Origin of the sequence: Metapseudomonas otitidis (assembly GCF_900111835.1) — a bacterium.
In the GTDB taxonomy this organism is placed as follows: domain Bacteria; phylum Pseudomonadota; class Gammaproteobacteria; order Pseudomonadales; family Pseudomonadaceae; genus Metapseudomonas; species Metapseudomonas otitidis.
The window spans coordinates 134,067-150,721 of sequence record NZ_FOJP01000001.1; the positions used below are offsets into that span (position 1 = coordinate 134,067).

Below are 16,655 nucleotides of genomic sequence, written 5' to 3' on the forward strand. Positions count from 1 at the left end.
GGAGCAAGACGATGAACACATTGAGCGCTGTTGCAGGTATTTCGCTGGCCCTGGGCCTGGCGTCGGCCACCCAGGCGGCCGAGCAGTTGAACGTGGTGAGCTGGAGCGGCTACTTCTCGCCGCCGATCCTGGCCAAGTTCGAGCAGGAGACCGGCATCAAGGTTACCGTGGACTCCTACGACTCCAACGAGACGCTGCTGGCCAAGCTCAAGCAGGGCGGCGCGGGCTACGACGTGGCCATCCCCTCCCACCAGTTCGTGCCGATCCTGGTGCAGGAGAAGCTGCTGGAACGCTTCGACCCGGCCAGCCAGCCCTACTACGCCAACATCCAGGACCAGCTGAAGAAGCCCGCCTGGGACCCGGAAGGCGCCTACGCCGTACCCTTCATCTGGGGCACCACCAGCGTGGTGCTCGATCGCGCCCGCTACGACGGCCCGGCCGACAGCTACGCCGTGCTGTTCACCCCGCCCGCTGCGCTGCAGGGGCGCATCAACATGTTCGATTCGGCCAGCGAGGTGATCGACACCGCCAGCCTCTACCTGGGCATCCCGCTGTGCAGCGAGGACCCGAAGGAGATGCAGCAGGTGCTGACGCTGCTGAAGAACCAGAAGCCCTTCGTGAAGACCTACAGCTCCAAGGCCGGCTCGATCCGCGAGAACCTGGCCTCGGGCGAGGTGGACATGTCGATGTTCTGGGGCGGCTCGTCCATGAGGGCGCGGGAGATGAAGCCGAGCCTCACCTACCTCTACCCGAAGGAGGGGGTGATGGCCTGGGTGGATAACCTGGTGACCCCTGCCGGGGCGAAGCACCCGGAGAACGCCAAGCGCTTCATCGCCTTCCTCAGCCAGCCGGAGAACGCGGCGCTGACCCAGAACTTCCTCAAGCACCAGAGCCCGATCAAGGGCGTGGAGCCCTACCTGGACGCCAGCCTCAAGGATGCGCCGGAGCTGCACATTCCCGAGGGCACCCGCGTGGTGTTCAGCCAGACCTGCGGCGAAGGCGCGATCCGCCTGGCGGACCGCATCTGGACCAGCCTGATGCGCTGACCCGACTCACCCGAGGCCTGACGATGCGCGCCTGCCCCGGCAGGCGCAGCGGCATCGCTCGCCTCGGCAACGCGCCCGCACCGCGAGCGACGCGACCCGAACCCCGATGGAACTGGAAGAAGGCTGCACGCCATGAGCCCGAACACGCTTCACCCCGAACTCGTCCAGCTGCAGGCCCATGAGCTGGCCGAACGCATCCGCCAGCGCCAAGTGTCCTGCCGCGAGGTGATGCAGGCCTATCTGGCGCAGATCGAGCGCTTCAACCCCGAGGTCAACGCCCTGGTCAGCCTGCAGCCGGAGGCGCAACTGCTGGCCGAGGCCGACCGGCGCGACGCCGAGCTGGCCCGCGGCGAGTACCGCGGCTGGATGCACGGGCTGCCCCACGCCATCAAGGACCTGTCGCTGACCCGGGGCATCCGCACCACCTTTGGTTCGCCGCTGTTCCGCGACCACGTGCCCGAGCGCGACGGCATCATGGTGGAGCGCATCCGCGCGGCCGGCGCGATCCTCATCGGCAAGACCAACACCCCCGAATTCGGCCTCGGTTCCCACAGCTACAACCCGGTCTTCGGCGTCACCGGCTGTGCCTACGACCCTGTTCGCAGCGCCGGGGGCAGCAGCGGCGGCGCGGCGGCGGCACTGGCGCTGCAGATGGTGCCGGTGGCCGACGGCAGCGACATGATGGGGTCGCTGCGCAACCCGGCGGCGTTCAACAACATCGTCGGCTTCCGCCCGTCCCAGGGACGGGTGCCCTTCGATGACAGCGCCGACCTGTTCGTCGACCAGCTCGGCTACGAGGGCCCCATGGGCCGCAGCGTGCGGGACGTGGCCTTGCTGCTCTCGGTGCAGGCCGGCTTCGACGCCCGCGCGCCGCTGTCCATCGCCGAATCCGGTGCAGCCTTCGCCGGTGCGCTGGAGCGGGACTTCAAGGGCGCGCGCCTGGGCTGGCTCGGTGACCTGGGCGGCTACCTGCCCATGGAGCCCGGCGTGCTGGCGCTGTGCGGCAGCGCCCTGGCGGACTTCGAGGCACTGGGCTGCCAGGTGGAGGAAGCGGCCCTGGGTTTTGCTCCGGAGCGCCTCTGGGCCTGCTGGCGAACCCTGCGCCACTGGCTGGTGGCCGGCTCGCTGGCGGCGGCCCATGCCGATCCGGCGCGGCGCGAGCGGCTCAAGCCCGAGGCGGTGTGGGAGGTGGAGAACGGCCTGCAGCTGTCGGCCATGGAGGTGTACCGCGCGTCCGTCACCCGCAGCGACTGGTACCGCGCCATCAGCCGGCTGTTCGAGCGTTATGACTTCCTGCTGCTGCCCAGCGCCCAGGTGTTTCCCTTCGACAAGCACTGGGATTGGCCGAAGGCCATCGCTGGCAGGTCCATGGACACCTACCACCGCTGGATGGAGGTGGTGATCCCCGGAACCCTGTCCGGCTGCCCGGTGGCCAGCGTGCCGGTGGGGTTCAACGAGATGGGGTTGCCGATGGGGATGCAGGTCATCGGCCGGCACCAGGCGGATCTGGCGGTGCTGCAACTGGCCCATGCCTACGAGCAGGCGACGCAGTGGTACGCGCGTCGCCCGCCACCCCTGCTGGCGCAGGGGTGATGGGGCTGGCCCCGGCGCTGCCGGGGTCAGGGTTCAGCGGACGGTGACCACCACCTTGCCCACGGCCTTGCGCTGGCCGAGGGCGTTGATGGCCTCGGCGGCCCGCTCCAGGGGGAAGGTCTGGGACACCAGCGGCTTGAGCTTGCCTTCGGCATGCCAGGCGAACAGCTGCTGGAAGTTGGCCAGGTTGTCCTGGGGCTGGCGCTGGGCGAAGGAGCCCCAGAACACGCCGACCACCGCCGCGCCCTTGAGCAGGGCCAGGTTCACCGGCAGCTCAGGGATGCGGCCGCTGGCGAAGCCGACCACCAGCAGGCGGCCGTTCCAGGCGATGGAGCGGATGGCTTCGTCGAACAGGTCGCCCCCCACCGGGTCGTAGATCACGTCCGCACCCTGGCCGCCGGTCAGTTCCTTGACCTTCTCCTTCAGGCTGCCGGTGCTGTAGTTGATCAGCAGGTCGGCGCCGGCGGCCTTGGCCACTTCCAGCTTCTCGTCACTGCTGGCGGCGGCGATGACCCGCGCGCCCATGGCCTTGCCGATCTCCACCGCCGCCAGGCCGACGCCGCCGGAGGCGCCGAGCACCAGCAGGGTTTCCCCCGGTTGCAGGTTGGCGCGCTGCTTGAGCGCGTGCATGGAGGTGCCGTAGGTCATGCCGAAGGCGGCGGCGGAATTGAAGTCGATGCCCTTGGGGATCGGCATCACGTTGTAACCGGGCACGGCCACCTGCTCGGCGAAGCTGCCCCAGCCGGTCAGCGCCATGACCCGGTCGCCGGGCTTGAGGTGGGTGATCTTCTCGCCGACAGCAGCAACGGTGCCGGCGGCTTCGCCACCCGGGGAGAAGGGGAACGGCGGCTTGAACTGGTACTTGCCTTCGATGATCAGGGTGTCGGGGAAGTTGACCCCGGCGGCGTGCACGTCGATCAGCACTTCGTTCTTCTTCGGCTCGGGGCTGGCAACCTCTTCGAGCACCAGGGTCTCGGCGGGGCCGAAGGCCTTGCACAGGACGGCTTTCATGGGGGATTCGATCCTCGTTGGCGACCGGCCCGGCGCCGGCCCTGTGGTCAGGCAGTGTAGGCGGGGGGCAGGGTCGGTCAACGAGCATGGCCGGTCCTGATAGGGCTGCATAAGCATCGGGCTTGGGCTCGCCCCGGGCTGTGGCTATGCTAGCGGGCACGCCCCATCAGGAATCCCTCCCGTGAAGACCACTCTCGCTCTGCTGCTGGCCCTGCTGATCCCCTTCTCCGCCTTCGCCTCGGAATCCAAGGAGGAGCCCAAGGAAGGTGAGGCGCCCAAGGTGCTTTATCTCGACCTGGTGCCTGCGCTGGTGGGCAATTACGGCGCCGGCCCGAAGCTGAAGTACTTCAAGGCCGACATTTCCCTGCGGGTCACCGGGGAGGACGCGAAGAAGTCGGTGGAGTACCACGAGCCGCTGATCCGCAACCAACTGGTGATGCTGTTCGCCCAGCAGACCGACGAGTCGCTCAGCTCGGTGGAGGGCAAGGAAGCACTGCGCCAGGAAGCGCTCAAACAGGTGCAGCAGGCGCTCAACCAGGAAGAAGGCAAGCCGCTGGTCGAGGACCTGTTGTTCAACAACCTGATCGTGCAGCCCTGACGGGCTGCGGTTTCAGCGCAGGGCCAGCACGGCCTGCCATTCGGCATCGGTCACCGGCATCACCGACAGGCGCGAGCCCTTCTGCACCAGCGGCATTGATTGCAGGGCCTCTGCCTCGCGCAGCTGCGCCAGAGGGATGACCCGCACGAAGGCCTCGACGAATTCCACGTCCAGTGCGCTCCAGGGGTTCTTCTCGTGGCTGGCCTTGGCGTCGAAGTAGTGGCTCTGCGGGTCCAGGGCCGTCGGGTCGGGGTAGGTGGCGCCGACGATGCGGGCAATGCCGGCGATACCCGGCTCCGGGCAGCTGGAGTGGTAGAAGAAGAACAGGTCGCCCGGGCTCATCGCGCGCATGAAGTTGCGCGCCTGGTAGTTGCGCACCCCGTCCCAGCGCGCTTGGCCGAGGCGTTGCAGGTCGTGGATCGACAGTTCGTCGGGTTCCGATTTCATCAGCCAGTGGGGCATGAACTTTGCTCCTGAAAAGTGGTCCTTGCGCCAACGGAAAGAAATGTAACGATTAGCCGACAATCGGTTGGCGTCATAATTGCGCGTTATCACGGCTTGCCTGAAAATGCCGCACTTCGAGCCGGACGTTGCCGCACAGCCCACTCAAAAAACCAGAAAATCGCCGCAAGTCATCGCGGGCACCATGCCTTGAAGGGGGAGGCATTTCGATGAAGCGTAAACCCGATCTTCTCTGGGTACTGGTCATCATCTTCGGGCTGGGCGTGGTCACCACGGGCTACACCCAGAGCCTCTGGGAGCAGCGTCAGGGCAGCGCTCCCGCTGGCGTGATCACCCAGCAGCAACAGCCCTGATCCCCCGGGCGCCTTTCCGGCGCCCTCAGCGGTACCAGCCGCCGTCCGTCACCGTGCCCTGGAGGCGGACGTCCCAGCTCGCCAGCGGCAGCCGATCCACCTTCTGGCATTCATGGGCCAGGCCCAATAACGTCGGTTTCTGCCCGTGCTTGCGGCGTGACCGGTAGGCCAGGCTGCGGTCGTAGAAGCCGCCGCCCATGCCCAGACGGCCGCCCTCCTCGTCGAATCCCACCAGCGGCATCAGCACCAGGTCCAGCGTCCACACCGGCCGCTGCCGCGCCGTATTGGTGCGCGGCTCTTCGATGCGGAAGCGGTTGCGCACCAGGCGCTCGCTGGGCATCAGGCGCTGGAAGGCCATGCGCGTGCGCGGCCAGGCATTGAGCACCGGCAGGTAGGTGGCCTTGCCCCGTCGCTGGGCCTCGCGCAGCAGCGGTCGTGGGTCGATCTCGCCGTCGTTGGGCAGGTACAGCGCCAGATGGCGGGCACGGCGGAACAGCGGGTGCTGTGCGAGCTGACGGTACAGCGCACGGGCGGCTTTCTTCTGCTGGAGGGGGGAGAGCTGGCGGCGTTGTTGCCTGAGGAGGCGCCGCAGGGCCGGGCGGGAGAGGGTGCCGGCAGTGATCATGAAAATATGACTCCCCGGTTATGCCGCTGTCGGGTTAGCCCTTGAACCCGAAAGTTCAAGGTGGAGGTTGCAGGAGGCGTTAAGGCTTTCCGTCAGGCGGACATGCACACCGGCCCCACTTACAACCCCCGTGGTTGTGCGTATCGGCTCAGGGACATCACCGACTGGCAAACAAACCAGGGAGCTGGCGGCGAGTATACCCCAAGAAAGGTCGGTGGCGTCAGGCCCCGGGTGCATCCTGATCGGTGGCCAGGGCGTGGTCGACCCGTTCCAGCAGGTCGCGCACCCGTTCGCGGGTGGACGTGGCCTCCTGGTCGAGGCGCTGCTGCTTGTGCAGGAGCTCGTGGGTGATGTTGAGCGCCGCCATCACGGCGACGCGATCGGCGCCGATCACCTTGCCGCTGTTGCGGATCTCGCGCATCTTGCCGTCCAGGTAGCGGGCAGCGCTTTCCAGGTTGGCGCGCTCGTCCGAGGGACATGCAATGCAGTAATCCTTGTCGAGGATGTGGACGGTGACGGTATTGGACTGGGTCATGAATCCTGCTCCAGGGCTTTCAGGCGCGAAATCATCGCTTCGACCTTCTGCCGGGCCAGTTCGTTCTTTTCGATCAGATGAGCGCGTTCTTCTTTCCACATCCTCTCGTTCGCGAGCAGTTGCCGGTTGTGCGCCTTGAGCTGCTCCACGCGCTGGATCAGGTGTTCCAGGCGGGTGGCGAGTGCTTTCAGGTCGGCATCTTCCATGGGCTTTCTACTCGGCGATGAGTGGACAGGGACTATACAGGACCGGCCCGATCCAGGGACAAACCCCGCGGCGACGTCGCATGGTCTTGGCGCGCGTGCCGATGCTAGGATACGAGGCCGTCATTCTAGTGATTGCGCCCCCCGGCGCCTAGCCACCCATGCCCAGCCCGAACTCCCCGTATTCCGCATTCGCCGCGCTGCTCGCCAGCACCGGCCAGCCCGTTTCCCCTGCCGAACTCCACGGCCTGCTCCTGGGGCGCAGTTGCGCCGGAGCCGGCTTCGAGCCCGAGCCCTGGCTGGAGGATGCTGCCGAACTGCTCGGCGCCTCGCCCGAGGACAACCTGCGCCAGGCCCTGATCGGCCTGCAGGAGATGGTCAAGGGCGAACTCACCGGCGGCGAGATGGCCGTCGTGCTGTTGCTGCCCGACGACGAAACGCCCCTGTCCGAACGCGCTGCGGCCCTGGGCCAGTGGTGCCAGGGATTCCTCGGCGGCTTCGGCCTCACCGCGCGTGAAGGTGCGCTGTCAGGCGAAGCGGTCGAAGTCCTACAGGACCTTGCTTCCATCGCCCAGGTGCAGAGCGCCCTGGAAGATTCCGAGGACGGTGAGACCGACTACATGGAAGTGATGGAGTACCTGCGCGTCGCCCCCCTGTTGCTGTTCAGCGAATGCAACCGGGGCGCCGCACCGGCGCCGAAGACCTACCTGCACTGACCCGCGTCACGGGTGCCATCCCGGCACCCTCGATCAAGGAGCGCGCATGACCCGTATCCCGAAGTCCGAATTCGCCCGTCGCCGCAAGGCGCTGATGGAGCAGATGGTGCCCAACAGCATCGCCATCCTGCCCGCCGCGCCGGTCTACATCCGCAACCGCGACGTCGAGCACGTCTACCGCCAGGACAGTGACTTCCAGTACCTCAGCGGTTTCCCCGAGCCGGAAGCGGTGATGGTGCTGATCCCCGGACGGGAACACGGCGAGTACGTGCTCTTCTGCCGCGAGCGTGACCCCGAGCGTGAACTGTGGGACGGCCTGCGTGCCGGCCAGGACGGCGCCACCCGCGACTACGGCGCGGACGACGCCTTCCCCATCGGCGACATCGACGACATCCTCCCCGGCCTGATCGAAGGCCGCTCGCGGGTCTACTACTCCATCGGCACCAACCCCGAGTTCGACCACCACCTCATGGAGTGGGTCAACGTGATCCGCTCCAAGGCCCGCCAGGGCGCCCAGCCGCCGAACGAGTTCGTCGCCCTGGACCACCTGCTGCACGACATGCGCCTGTACAAGTCCGCCGCCGAGATCAAGGTCATGCGCGAGGCCGGCGAAGTCTCCGCCCGTGCCCATGTCCGCGCCATGCAGGCCGCCCGCGCCGGTCTCTACGAATACAGCCTGGAAGCCGAGCTGGAATACGAGTTCCGCAAGGGCGGCGCGAAGATGCCCGCCTACGGCTCCATCGTCGCCGCCGGCAAGAACGCCTGCATCCTGCACTACCGCGAGAACGACGCCCTCCTCAAGGACGGCGACCTGGTCCTGATCGACGCCGCCTGCGAGCTGGATTGCTACGCCAGCGACATCACCCGCACCTTCCCCGTCAGCGGCCGCTTCAGCCCCGAGCAGAAGGCCATCTACGAGCTGGTGCTGGCCGCCCAGGAGGCTGCCTTCCTTGAGATCGCCCCCGGCAAGCACTGGAACGAAGCCCACGAAGCCACCGTGCGGGTCATCACCGCCGGCCTGGTGGAACTGGGGCTGCTGCAGGGCGAGGTGGACGAACTGATCGCCCGCGAAGCCTACAAGCCCTTCTACATGCACCGCGCCGGCCACTGGCTGGGCATGGACGTGCACGACGTCGGCGAATACAAGGTCGGCGGTGAGTGGCGCGTCCTCGAGCCCGGCATGGCGATGACCGTCGAGCCCGGTATCTACATCGGCGTCGACAACCAGGACGTGCCGAAGAAGTGGCGCGGCATCGGCGTGCGCATCGAAGACGATGTCGTGGTCACCCGGAAAGGCTGCGAGATCCTCACCGGCGGCGTACCCAAGACCGTCGCCGAGATCGAAGCCCTGATGGCCGCCGCCCGCAGCGAGGCCGCCTGACATGGCCCGCACCCAACTGGCGATCGTCGGCGGCGGCCTGGTGGGTGCCAGCCTGGCCCTGGCCCTGCAACAAGGTGCCCGCGAGCGGGGCTGGAAGATCGTCCTGATCGAGCCCTTCGCCCCCGGCAACAGCTACCAGCCCAGTTACGACGCCCGCTCCTCCGCCCTCTCCTTCGGCACCCGGCGCATCTACGAACGCCTCGGCCTGTGGCCGGCCATCGCCCAGCGCGCCGAGCCCATCCTGCAGATCCACGTCTCCGACCGCGGCCGCTTCGGCGCGGCGCGGCTGGCCGCCATCGAAGAGGGCGTCCCCGCCCTCGGTTACGTCGTGGAGAACGCCTGGCTCGGACAGTGCCTCTGGCAGGCCCTCGACCCGGACGTGGTCACCTGGCACTGCCCGGCGGAAGTGGTGCGCATGGAGCCGCTGGAAGGCGGCTACCGCCTCAGCCTCAACGACGAGACCCAGCTCGAATGCGACCTGGCGATCCTCGCCGACGGCGGCCGCTCCAGCCTGCGCGAGCAGCTGGGCATCGGCGTGCGCCGCAACCCCTATGGGCAGACCGCGCTGATCGCCAACGTCAGCCCGCTGGAATCCCACCGTGGCCAGGCCTTCGAGCGCTTCACCGACGAAGGCCCCATGGCCCTGCTGCCGCTGCCGGAAAACCGCTGCGCACTGGTCTGGACCCGGCCGGGCGATGACGCCCAGCGCCTGGCCGGCCTCGATGACCGCGCCTTCCTCGGCGAACTGCAGGCCACCTTCGGCTACCGCCTGGGCGCCTTCTCCCAGGTCGGCGCCCGCCACCTCTACCCGCTCACCCTGATCGAGGCCGAGGAGCAGGTGCGCCCCAACCTGGTGGTGCTCGGCAACGCCGCCCACAGCCTGCACCCCATCGCCGGCCAGGGCTACAACCTGTCCCTGCGCGACACCGTGGCCCTGGCGGAAACCCTGCTGGCCAGCACCGCGCCCCTGGGCGACCTGGCCACCCTGCAGGGCTACCTCGCCAGCCAGCGCCTGGACCAGGACCTCACCGTCGGCTTCTCCGACCAGGTCACGCGGCTGTTCTCCAACAAGGAACCGCTGCTGGCCACCGGGCGCAACCTGGGCCTGCTCGGCCTCGACCTGTTGCCCCCGGCCAAGCGCTGGTTCGCCCGCCAGGCCATGGGCCTGGGCACCCGCCCGGTCTGACCGCGCCATGGCGGACCGCCGACTGGCGCGCAAGGCGCGCATCCTGCGCTGGGCCTTGAACCTCTACCCGCCCTACCTCGGGGCGGGTATCCGCGTGCGGCAGATCAGCGCAGACTTCCGCCGGGTGCGGGTCAAGATGGGCCTGGGCTGGTACAACCGCAACTACGTCCGCACCCAGTTCGGCGGCTCGCTCTACAGCATGACCGACCCCTTCTACATGCTCATGCTGATGCAGCTGCTGGGGCGCGACTACATCGTCTGGGACAAGGCCGCCCACATCGACTTCATCGCCCCCGGGCGCGGGCCGGTGTACGCCGAGTTCCACATCGATGACGCGCTGATCGAGCGCATCCGCCAGCACACCGCCGGCGGCGACAAGTATCTGCCCGACCTGCACGTCGACGTGCATGACGGCCAAGGCACCCTGGTGGCCCGGGTGCGAAAGACCCTCTACGTGCGGCTCAAGCCGCAGGCGCGACAAGGCGCATAAGGAACGGACATGCAAGCGGATCTGATCATCGTCGGTGCAGGCATGGTGGGCAGCGCCCTGGCCCTGGCACTCAAGGACAGCGGGCTGGATATCCTCCTGATCGACGGCAGCCCCCTCAGCGTCAAGCCCTTCGATGCCGAGGCTGCATTCGAGCCCCGCGTCAGCGCCCTGTCCGCCGCCAGCCAGCGCATCCTCGACCGCCTCGGCGCCTGGCCGGGCGTCGTCGCGCGTCGCGCCAGCCCCTACGGCGAGATGCAGGTCTGGGATGGCACCGGCACCGGCGCCATCCACTTCTCCGCCGCCAGCGTCCATGCCGACGTGCTCGGCCACATCGTCGAGAACCGTGTGGTCCAGGACGCCCTGCTGGAGCCCCTGCACGACAGCGGCATCGGCCTCATGCCCAATGCCCGCCTCGAACACCTGCGCCATTCCGGTGACGACTGGCTGCTGACCCTGGTGGATGGCCGCCAGCTCCGTGCCCCGCTGGTGATCGCCGCCGACGGCGCCAATTCCGCCGTACGCCGCCTGGCCGGCTGCGCCACCCGCGAATGGGATTACCTGCACCACGCCATCGTCACCAGCGTGCGCTGCGAGCAGCCGCACCGGCGCACCGCCTGGCAGCGCTTCACCGACGACGGCCCGCTGGCCTTCCTGCCGCTGGACCGCCAGGGCGACGAGCACTGGTGCTCCATCGTCTGGTCCGTCACCCCGGAAGAAGCCGAGCGGCTCATGGCACTGGACGACGACGCCTTCTGCAGCGCCCTCGGCGAGGCCTTCGAGCACCGCCTGGGGCGCGTCGAGCACAGCGACCCGCGCCTGTGCATCCCCCTGCGCCAGCGCCATGCCAAGCGCTACGTCGAGCCCGGCCTGGCGCTGATCGGCGATGCCGCCCACACCATCCACCCGCTGGCGGGCCAGGGGGTCAACCTCGGCTTCCTCGACGCCGCCGTGCTGGCCGAAGTGCTGCTGCACGCCCACGCCCGTGGCGAGCGCCTGGCGGACGAGAAGGTGCTCAGCCGCTTCGAGCGCCGCCGCATGCCCTACAACCTCGGGATGATGGCCGCCATGGAGGGCTTCGAGCGCCTGTTCCAGGCCGACCCGCTGCCCCTGCGCTGGCTGCGCAATGCCGGCCTGCGCTGGGTCAACCAGCAGCCCGAGGCCAAGGCGCTGTTCGTGCGCCAGGCCCTCGGCCTCTCCGGGGACCTGCCGGACCTCGCCCGCGCCTGACCGTCCGGGGCCTCGCGCCCCGGAGAAACACCCGGTCATACATGGCCGGCCTGCATGCAACTGAGATTGATTACTATCGCCAGCCTTTCCGACCACGAGAGGCATGAGCAATGAAGGCGCGCAAGACCCTTCTCACCCTGATGGCCGTCGGCCTTGGCATCCCCAGCGTGCAAGCTGCCGACGAGGTGGTGGTGTACTCCTCGCGCATCGACGAGCTGATCAAGCCGGTGTTCGATGCCTACACCGCCAAGACCGGCGTCAAGGTCCGCTTCATCACCGACAAGGAGGCGCCGCTGATGCAGCGCATCAAGGCCGAGGGCGAGAACGGCGTCGCCGACCTGCTGCTCACCGTCGACGGGGGCAACCTCTGGCAGGCCGAGCAGATGGGCATCCTCCAGCCCCTGGGCTCGGATGCGGTCAAGGCCAACATCCCCGCCCAGTACCGTTCCAGCAGCGACCAGTGGACCGGCCTGTCCCTGCGGGCCCGCACCCTCGTCTACTCCACCGAGCGGGTGAAGCCCGACGACCTCTCCACCTACGAATCCCTCGCTGGCCCGGAATGGGAAGGCCGCCTGTGCCTGCGCTCCTCGAAGAAGGTCTACAACCAGTCGCTGACCGCCGCGCTGATCGAAGCCCAGGGTGCCGAGCGTGCCGAACAGGTGCTCAAGGGCTGGGTCGCCAACCTGGCCACCGACCCCTTCGCCGACGACAACGCGGTGATCCAGGCCGTGGACGCCGGCCAGTGCGACGTCGGCATCGTCAACACCTACTACTACGGGCGCCTGCACAAGCAGAACCCGCAGCTGCGCGCCAAGCTCTACTGGCCCAACCAGGCGGACCGTGGCGTGCACGTCAACCTCTCCGGCATCGGCCTGACCCGCCACGCGCCGCACCCGGAGGCGGCCCGCGCCCTGGTGGAGTGGATGACCGGCCCCGACGCCCAGGGCCTGTTCGCCAGCCTCAACCAGGAGTTCCCCGCCAACCCCAAAGTGAACCCGTCTGACGAAGTGGCCGCCTGGGGCCCCTTCAAGGCCGACGACATGCCGGTGGAAGTCACCGGCCAGCGCCAGGCCGAGGCCATCCGCATGATGGACCGGGTGGCGTGGCGCTGAGCCCCGCCCAAGGGGTTCTGGCGAACCCCGCCAGCGGCGAGCCGGCGCCCCCGCGCTCGCCGCGTCGCCACTGGCACTGGCCGGCGTTCGCCGCCGCCAGCCTGGTGGTCCTGCCGTTGCTGGTGCTGCTGCTGGCCTGGCAGGACGTGGACCGGGAGATCTGGGCCCACCTCTGGGACACCCAGCTCCCCCGCCTGCTGGGCAACAGCCTGGTGCTGGTACTCGGCGTCGGCACCGGCGTCACCCTGCTCGGGGTGAGCCTGGCCTGGCTGGTGGCGCTCTGCGAATTCCCCGGCCGGCGCTGGCTCGACTGGGCGCTGATGCTGCCCTTCGCCATCCCGGCCTATGTCCTGGCGTTCGTCTTCATCGGCCTGTTCGACTTCGCCGGCCCGGTGCAGAGCGCCCTGCGCGAGTGGTTCGGCAGCGGCGTGCGGCTGCCCCGGGTGCGCTCCACCGGGGGCGTCATCCTGGTGCTGTCGCTGGTGTTCTACCCCTACGTCTACCTGCTGGCGCGGGCCGCCTTCCTGGCCCAGGGGCGCGGCCTCATGGAAGCCGCCCGCACCCTCGGGCAGTCCCCCTGGCAGGCGTTCTGGCGGGTCGCTCTGCCGGTGGCCTGGCCGGCCATCGGTGCCGGGCTGGCACTGGCCATGATGGAGACCCTGGCGGACTTCGGCGCCGTCTCGGTGTTCAACTTCGACACCTTCACCACCGCCATCTACAAGACCTGGTACGGCTTCTTCAGCCTGTCCAGCGCCGCTCAGCTGGCCAGCCTGCTGCTGCTCGGCGTCGGCCTGGTGCTCTACGGCGAGCGCCGTGCCCGGGGCGTGCCGCGCCCGGCCAAGGAGCGCGGCCGCGGCTCACCGCTCTACCGGCTGCAGGGCTGGCGCGCCCTCGCCGCCAGCGGCTGGTGCACCCTGGTGTTCGCCTGCGCCTTCGTCATTCCCCTGCTGCAGCTGCTGGCCTGGTTCTGGCAGCGCGGCCGCTTCGACCTGGACGAACGCTACCAGGCACTGGTGCTGCACAGCCTGGCCCTGGCCGGCCTGGCGGCGCTGATCACCGTGGGCGTCGCCCTGCTGCTGGTATTCGCCCGGCGCCAGCAGCCGACGCGGCCGGTGCGGGCCGCCGTGGGCCTGGCCAACCTCGGCTACGCCCTGCCCGGTTCGGTGCTGGCGGTGGCGCTGATGCTGGTGTTCAGCCACCTGGACCGGGCCGTCGTCGTGCCGCTGTCCTCCGCCCTCGGCGGAGCCGGCAAGCCGCTGCTGCTGGGTGGGCTCAGTGCCCTGCTGGTGGCCTACCTGGTGCGCTTCCTGGCGGTGGCCCACGGCCCGCTGGAAGGCGCGCTGGCGCGGGTCCGCCCGTCACTGCCGGAGGCGTCCCGCAGCCTGGGCGTGGGTGGGCTCGGCCTGTTCCGCCGGGTCTACCTGCCGCTGCTCACACCGGGGCTGCTGAGCGCTGCACTGCTGGTGTTCGTCGATGTGCTCAAGGAAATGCCCGCCACCCTGCTGATGCGCCCCTTCGGCTGGGACACCCTGGCCGTGCGGGTCTTCGAGATGACCAGCGAAGGGGAGTGGGCACGGGCCTCGCTGCCGGCCCTCAGCCTGGTGCTGGTGGGGCTGCTGCCGGTGGTGCTGCTGATCCGCCGTTCGGCCCGCCCGATGGGCGGCGGATAGCCGCTCGACCAGCCGGTCACCCGTCGGGTGTCCAGTCTCCGACCTTGCAGCTACAATGCGCGCCATTCGTTGCGGCCCGCCCCTCGGACCCCGTGTCACGAAAGGCCCCCGGCAGCCCTGAACGCCAGGATTGGCGGGGGCTTGAGCGCGGATCGCAGTTCGCCAAGCCCGGAAGGAGAAACCCATGGGACAGCGCACACCGCTCCATGACCTGCACTTGGCCCTTGGCGCCAAGATGGTCGATTTCGGCGGTTGGGACATGCCGCTGCACTACGGCTCGCAAGTCGAGGAGCACCACCAGGTGCGCAGCGACTGCGGCGTCTTCGACGTGTCCCACATGACGGTCGTCGACGTTGCCGGCAGCCAGGCCACGGCCTACCTGCAGCGCCTGCTGGCCAACGACGTGAGCCGCCTGCAGAGCCCCGGCAAGGCGCTCTACAGCGTCATGCTCAACGAGCGGGGCGGCGTGGTGGACGACCTCATCGTCTACCTCACCGTCGAGGGCTACCGCGTGGTGGTCAACGCCGCCACCCGTGACAAGGACATCGCCTGGATGCAGCGCCACGCCGAAGCCTTCGACGTGCGCCTGGCCCTGCGCGACGACCTGGCCCTGCTGGCCATCCAGGGCCCCACCGCGCGCCAGCGCCTGGCCGACCTGGTGAGCAGCCCGCGCGCCGCGCTGATCCATGAACTCAAGCCCTTCCAGGGCCTGCCCGAAGGCGACTGGTTCATCGCCCGCACCGGCTACACCGGTGAAGACGGGCTGGAAATCATGTTCCCCCGCGACCAGGCCGTGGACATGCTCAACGAGCTGGTCGGCGCCGGCATCTCCCCCATCGGCCTCGGCGCCCGCGACACCCTGCGCCTGGAGGCCGGCCTGAACCTCTACGGCCAGGACATGGACGAGAACACCTCGCCCCTGGCCTCCAACCTCGGCTGGACCATCGCCTGGGAGCCCGCCGAGCGTGACTTCATCGGCCGCAGCGCCCTGGAGGCCGAGCGTGCCGCCGGCCCCCACCCGAAGCTGGTGGGCCTGGTGCTGGAAGAGCGCGGCGTGCTGCGGGCCCACCAGGTGGTGCGGGTCGAGGGCATCGGCGATGGCGAGATCACCAGCGGCAGCTTCTCCCCCACCCTGGGCAAGTCCATCGCCCTGGCGCGGGTCCCGGCGGCCACTGGTGAGCGCGCCGAAGTGGAGATCCGTGGCAAGTGGTACCCGGTTCGCGTGGTCCAGCCGAACTTCGTTCGCAATGGCAGGGCCTTGATCTAAATTTCCCAGGCGGGCTGCCCGCCACTGTCCTTAGGAGCCAGAACAATGAGCAACATTCCCGCCGACCTGCGTTACGCCGCCAGCCACGAGTGGGCGCGCCTGGAAGCCGACGGCACCGTGACCGTCGGCATTTCCGACCATGCCCAGGAGGCCCTGGGTGACGTGGTCTTCGTCGAGCTGCCGGAGCTGGGCAAGGCCCTGGCCGCTGGCCAGGAAGCCGGTGTGGTGGAGTCGGTGAAGGCCGCGTCCGACATCTATGCGCCGGTCTCCGGCGAAGTGATCGCCATCAACGAAGAACTGGCCGACTCGCCCGAGCTGGTCAACAGCGATCCCTACGGTGCCTGGTTCTTCAAGCTCAAGCCGGCCAATACCGCCGAGCTGGACAAGCTGCTGGACGCTGCCGGCTACGCCGCCGTCGCCGAAGCCTGATCACGCCTGCGCCCCGCAATGGGGCGCGCCCGGCCGGTGTCATCACCGGTCGGGGCTGCGTTTATTCCCAATCGTTTGCCTTTGGATGCCAGAGCGCTGCCCCTGCCGGGCGGTGGTGGCGTGCGCTCAGTTTTCGTCCTTCAGCTGCAGCCGCGAGAGCAGCCCGATCAGCAGCACGTTGAAGAGGATCATCAGGGCGTTGCTCATCATGGCGATGAGGCTGATCAGCTTGTCGGGGAGGATCTCGTAGAAGCTGAAGCCGAAGATCGACAGCAGGCGGTCGCCGAACCAGAACATGTCGACGGCGATGGTGAGGATCAGGATGACCTTGAGGGTGGGAATCGGATTGCCCATGGGGCGCGGTCCTTGTGCCGGTTGCGGGAGGCCAGTCTAACCCGGCCTCCCATTGCGTTCCGTGCGGCGTATCGTCCGTTTCGCGTTATTCGCTGGCGAGGATGGCGCTGGCCAGCTCCTCGTCGCTGGCGGTGAGGCCGGGGTTGTCGGCACGCACCTGGCGCAGTGCGGCCTCCAGGTAAGGGCCACGGATCTGCCCGTCGCTGGCGACGAAGCTGCTGGCATCCTCGCGGGCGGCGACGATCAGCTTGTGGTCCTTGAAGGTGACGTAGGTGGAGGCGGTGGTGGCGCCGGAGGAGATCACGTTGCGCCAGAAGGTGTCGGCCATGGCCGAACCGGCGGGGAGGGCGATCAGGGCGAGGACGGTGGCAGCAAGGCGGGTACGCATGGCGGGCTC

General features: G+C 68.7%; 20 protein-coding genes and 1 other RNA gene. 13 read left to right on the forward strand and 8 right to left on the reverse strand.

The window, feature by feature from the left end; all coding sequences use genetic code 11:
- The first annotated feature begins 11 nt into the window (after nucleotides 1–11).
- Entirely contained in the window at nucleotides 12–1,046 is a 1,035-nt protein-coding gene (locus BM198_RS00660) for an ABC transporter substrate-binding protein (RefSeq protein WP_074967043.1), read from the forward strand.
- A gap of 132 nt (nucleotides 1,047–1,178) precedes the next feature.
- Entirely contained in the window at nucleotides 1,179–2,639 is a 1,461-nt protein-coding gene (locus BM198_RS00665; RefSeq protein ID WP_074967046.1) for an amidase, read from the forward strand.
- A 33-nt stretch (nucleotides 2,640–2,672) separates the two neighbouring features.
- Here BM198_RS00665 and BM198_RS00670 read toward each other — a convergent pair whose 3' ends face one another.
- Nucleotides 2,673–3,650 (reverse strand): NADPH:quinone oxidoreductase family protein, encoded by a 978-nt coding sequence (locus tag BM198_RS00670; RefSeq protein WP_074967049.1) that lies wholly within the window; start codon nucleotides 3,648–3,650, stop codon nucleotides 2,673–2,675.
- Nucleotides 3,651–3,831: 181 nt separating this feature from the next.
- Here BM198_RS00670 and BM198_RS00675 point away from each other — a divergent pair, with 181 nt between their 5' ends.
- On the forward strand, nucleotides 3,832–4,248 hold the full coding sequence (locus BM198_RS00675; protein ID WP_074967051.1) for a flagellar basal body-associated protein FliL: 417 nt from the start codon (nucleotides 3,832–3,834) through the stop codon (nucleotides 4,246–4,248).
- A gap of 12 nt (nucleotides 4,249–4,260) precedes the next feature.
- Here the strand turns inward: BM198_RS00675 and BM198_RS00680 are convergent, their stop codons facing one another.
- Nucleotides 4,261–4,710: an EVE domain-containing protein gene (locus BM198_RS00680; protein WP_074967053.1), complete on the reverse strand. Its 450-nt coding sequence runs from the start codon at nucleotides 4,708–4,710 to the stop codon at nucleotides 4,261–4,263.
- 209 nt (nucleotides 4,711–4,919) lie between these two features.
- Between BM198_RS00680 and BM198_RS30055 the strand changes: the two genes are divergently transcribed.
- Nucleotides 4,920–5,063 (forward strand): hypothetical protein, encoded by a 144-nt coding sequence (locus tag BM198_RS30055; RefSeq protein ID WP_164707296.1) that lies wholly within the window; start codon nucleotides 4,920–4,922, stop codon nucleotides 5,061–5,063.
- Between the two features lie 25 nt (nucleotides 5,064–5,088).
- On the opposite strand, the gene BM198_RS00685 is transcribed toward BM198_RS30055, so the two are convergent.
- The 4 genes from BM198_RS00685 to BM198_RS00700 all read right to left on the reverse strand — a co-directional run bounded on the left by BM198_RS00685 (nucleotide 5,089) and on the right by BM198_RS00700 (nucleotide 6,429).
- Entirely contained in the window at nucleotides 5,089–5,688 is a 600-nt protein-coding gene (locus BM198_RS00685) for a 5-formyltetrahydrofolate cyclo-ligase (RefSeq protein WP_074967055.1), read from the reverse strand.
- Nucleotides 5,689–5,695: 7 nt separating this feature from the next.
- Nucleotides 5,696–5,874, reverse strand: a non-coding RNA gene (gene ssrS / locus BM198_RS00690) — 6S RNA.
- Between the two features lie 34 nt (nucleotides 5,875–5,908).
- The gene (locus tag BM198_RS00695; protein WP_044402134.1) at nucleotides 5,909–6,223 is read right to left on the reverse strand and encodes a cell division protein ZapA; all 315 of its coding nucleotides are present in this window, start codon (nucleotides 6,221–6,223) and stop codon (nucleotides 5,909–5,911) included.
- Nucleotides 6,220–6,429 (reverse strand): TIGR02449 family protein, encoded by a 210-nt coding sequence (locus BM198_RS00700; RefSeq protein ID WP_044402137.1) that lies wholly within the window; start codon nucleotides 6,427–6,429, stop codon nucleotides 6,220–6,222. The genes BM198_RS00695 and BM198_RS00700 overlap by 4 nt, the downstream gene beginning before the upstream one ends.
- Nucleotides 6,430–6,587: 158 nt before the next feature.
- Between BM198_RS00700 and BM198_RS00705 the strand changes: the two genes are divergently transcribed.
- The 9 genes from BM198_RS00705 to gcvH all read left to right on the forward strand — a co-directional run bounded on the left by BM198_RS00705 (nucleotide 6,588) and on the right by gcvH (nucleotide 15,904).
- Nucleotides 6,588–7,142, forward strand: coding sequence for a YecA/YgfB family protein (locus BM198_RS00705; protein WP_074967057.1), 555 nt, complete (start codon nucleotides 6,588–6,590; stop codon nucleotides 7,140–7,142).
- A 46-nt stretch (nucleotides 7,143–7,188) separates the two neighbouring features.
- Nucleotides 7,189–8,523 (forward strand): Xaa-Pro aminopeptidase, encoded by a 1,335-nt coding sequence (pepP, locus tag BM198_RS00710; RefSeq protein ID WP_044402143.1) that lies wholly within the window; start codon nucleotides 7,189–7,191, stop codon nucleotides 8,521–8,523.
- Between the two features lies 1 nt (nucleotide 8,524).
- Complete coding sequence (ubiH, locus tag BM198_RS00715) at nucleotides 8,525–9,709, forward strand: 2-octaprenyl-6-methoxyphenyl hydroxylase (RefSeq protein WP_074967059.1); 1,185 nt, start codon at nucleotides 8,525–8,527, stop codon at nucleotides 9,707–9,709.
- Between the two features lie 7 nt (nucleotides 9,710–9,716).
- Nucleotides 9,717–10,199 (forward strand): DUF4442 domain-containing protein, encoded by a 483-nt coding sequence (locus BM198_RS00720; RefSeq protein WP_074967061.1) that lies wholly within the window; start codon nucleotides 9,717–9,719, stop codon nucleotides 10,197–10,199.
- A gap of 9 nt (nucleotides 10,200–10,208) precedes the next feature.
- Complete coding sequence (locus BM198_RS00725; protein WP_074967063.1) at nucleotides 10,209–11,426, forward strand: 2-octaprenyl-3-methyl-6-methoxy-1,4-benzoquinol hydroxylase; 1,218 nt, start codon at nucleotides 10,209–10,211, stop codon at nucleotides 11,424–11,426.
- A 110-nt stretch (nucleotides 11,427–11,536) separates the two neighbouring features.
- Entirely contained in the window at nucleotides 11,537–12,538 is a 1,002-nt protein-coding gene (locus BM198_RS00730; protein WP_074967065.1) for an extracellular solute-binding protein, read from the forward strand.
- Nucleotides 12,539–12,639: 101 nt separating this feature from the next.
- Entirely contained in the window at nucleotides 12,640–14,208 is a 1,569-nt protein-coding gene (locus BM198_RS00735; RefSeq protein WP_244165661.1) for an ABC transporter permease, read from the forward strand.
- Nucleotides 14,209–14,392: 184 nt separating this feature from the next.
- Nucleotides 14,393–15,475: a glycine cleavage system aminomethyltransferase GcvT gene (gene gcvT, locus BM198_RS00740; RefSeq protein ID WP_074967067.1), complete on the forward strand. Its 1,083-nt coding sequence runs from the start codon at nucleotides 14,393–14,395 to the stop codon at nucleotides 15,473–15,475.
- 45 nt (nucleotides 15,476–15,520) lie between these two features.
- Nucleotides 15,521–15,904: a glycine cleavage system protein GcvH gene (gene gcvH, locus BM198_RS00745; RefSeq protein ID WP_044402162.1), complete on the forward strand. Its 384-nt coding sequence runs from the start codon at nucleotides 15,521–15,523 to the stop codon at nucleotides 15,902–15,904.
- A gap of 126 nt (nucleotides 15,905–16,030) precedes the next feature.
- Here gcvH and BM198_RS00750 read toward each other — a convergent pair whose 3' ends face one another.
- On the reverse strand, nucleotides 16,031–16,258 hold the full coding sequence (locus BM198_RS00750; protein WP_074967069.1) for a hypothetical protein: 228 nt from the start codon (nucleotides 16,256–16,258) through the stop codon (nucleotides 16,031–16,033).
- A gap of 85 nt (nucleotides 16,259–16,343) precedes the next feature.
- Nucleotides 16,344–16,646: a DUF2388 domain-containing protein gene (locus BM198_RS00755; protein WP_044402169.1), complete on the reverse strand. Its 303-nt coding sequence runs from the start codon at nucleotides 16,644–16,646 to the stop codon at nucleotides 16,344–16,346.
- Between the last annotated feature and the right edge of the window lie 9 nt (nucleotides 16,647–16,655).

What these genes read in the sequence shown, in the direction of transcription:
- BM198_RS00660 (WP_074967043.1), top strand. Translation starts at nt 12, where the DNA reads ATGAACACATTGAGCGCTGTTGCAGGTATTTCGCTGGCCCTGGGCCTG.
- BM198_RS00665 (WP_074967046.1), top strand. Translation starts at nt 1,179, where the DNA reads ATGAGCCCGAACACGCTTCACCCCGAACTCGTCCAGCTGCAGGCCCAT.
- BM198_RS00670 (WP_074967049.1), bottom strand. Translation starts at nt 3,650, where the DNA reads ATGAAAGCCGTCCTGTGCAAGGCCTTCGGCCCCGCCGAGACCCTGGTG.
- BM198_RS00680 (WP_074967053.1), bottom strand. Translation starts at nt 4,710, where the DNA reads ATGCCCCACTGGCTGATGAAATCGGAACCCGACGAACTGTCGATCCAC.
- BM198_RS30055 (WP_164707296.1), top strand. Translation starts at nt 4,920, where the DNA reads ATGAAGCGTAAACCCGATCTTCTCTGGGTACTGGTCATCATCTTCGGG.
- BM198_RS00685 (WP_074967055.1), bottom strand. Translation starts at nt 5,688, where the DNA reads ATGATCACTGCCGGCACCCTCTCCCGCCCGGCCCTGCGGCGCCTCCTC.
- BM198_RS00695 (WP_044402134.1), bottom strand. Translation starts at nt 6,223, where the DNA reads ATGACCCAGTCCAATACCGTCACCGTCCACATCCTCGACAAGGATTAC.
- BM198_RS00700 (WP_044402137.1), bottom strand. Translation starts at nt 6,429, where the DNA reads ATGGAAGATGCCGACCTGAAAGCACTCGCCACCCGCCTGGAACACCTG.
- BM198_RS00705 (WP_074967057.1), top strand. Translation starts at nt 6,588, where the DNA reads ATGCCCAGCCCGAACTCCCCGTATTCCGCATTCGCCGCGCTGCTCGCC.
- pepP (WP_044402143.1), top strand. Translation starts at nt 7,189, where the DNA reads ATGACCCGTATCCCGAAGTCCGAATTCGCCCGTCGCCGCAAGGCGCTG.
- ubiH (WP_074967059.1), top strand. Translation starts at nt 8,525, where the DNA reads ATGGCCCGCACCCAACTGGCGATCGTCGGCGGCGGCCTGGTGGGTGCC.
- BM198_RS00720 (WP_074967061.1), top strand. Translation starts at nt 9,717, where the DNA reads ATGGCGGACCGCCGACTGGCGCGCAAGGCGCGCATCCTGCGCTGGGCC.
- BM198_RS00725 (WP_074967063.1), top strand. Translation starts at nt 10,209, where the DNA reads ATGCAAGCGGATCTGATCATCGTCGGTGCAGGCATGGTGGGCAGCGCC.
- BM198_RS00730 (WP_074967065.1), top strand. Translation starts at nt 11,537, where the DNA reads ATGAAGGCGCGCAAGACCCTTCTCACCCTGATGGCCGTCGGCCTTGGC.
- gcvT (WP_074967067.1), top strand. Translation starts at nt 14,393, where the DNA reads ATGGGACAGCGCACACCGCTCCATGACCTGCACTTGGCCCTTGGCGCC.
- gcvH (WP_044402162.1), top strand. Translation starts at nt 15,521, where the DNA reads ATGAGCAACATTCCCGCCGACCTGCGTTACGCCGCCAGCCACGAGTGG.
- BM198_RS00750 (WP_074967069.1), bottom strand. Translation starts at nt 16,258, where the DNA reads ATGGGCAATCCGATTCCCACCCTCAAGGTCATCCTGATCCTCACCATC.
- BM198_RS00755 (WP_044402169.1), bottom strand. Translation starts at nt 16,646, where the DNA reads ATGCGTACCCGCCTTGCTGCCACCGTCCTCGCCCTGATCGCCCTCCCC.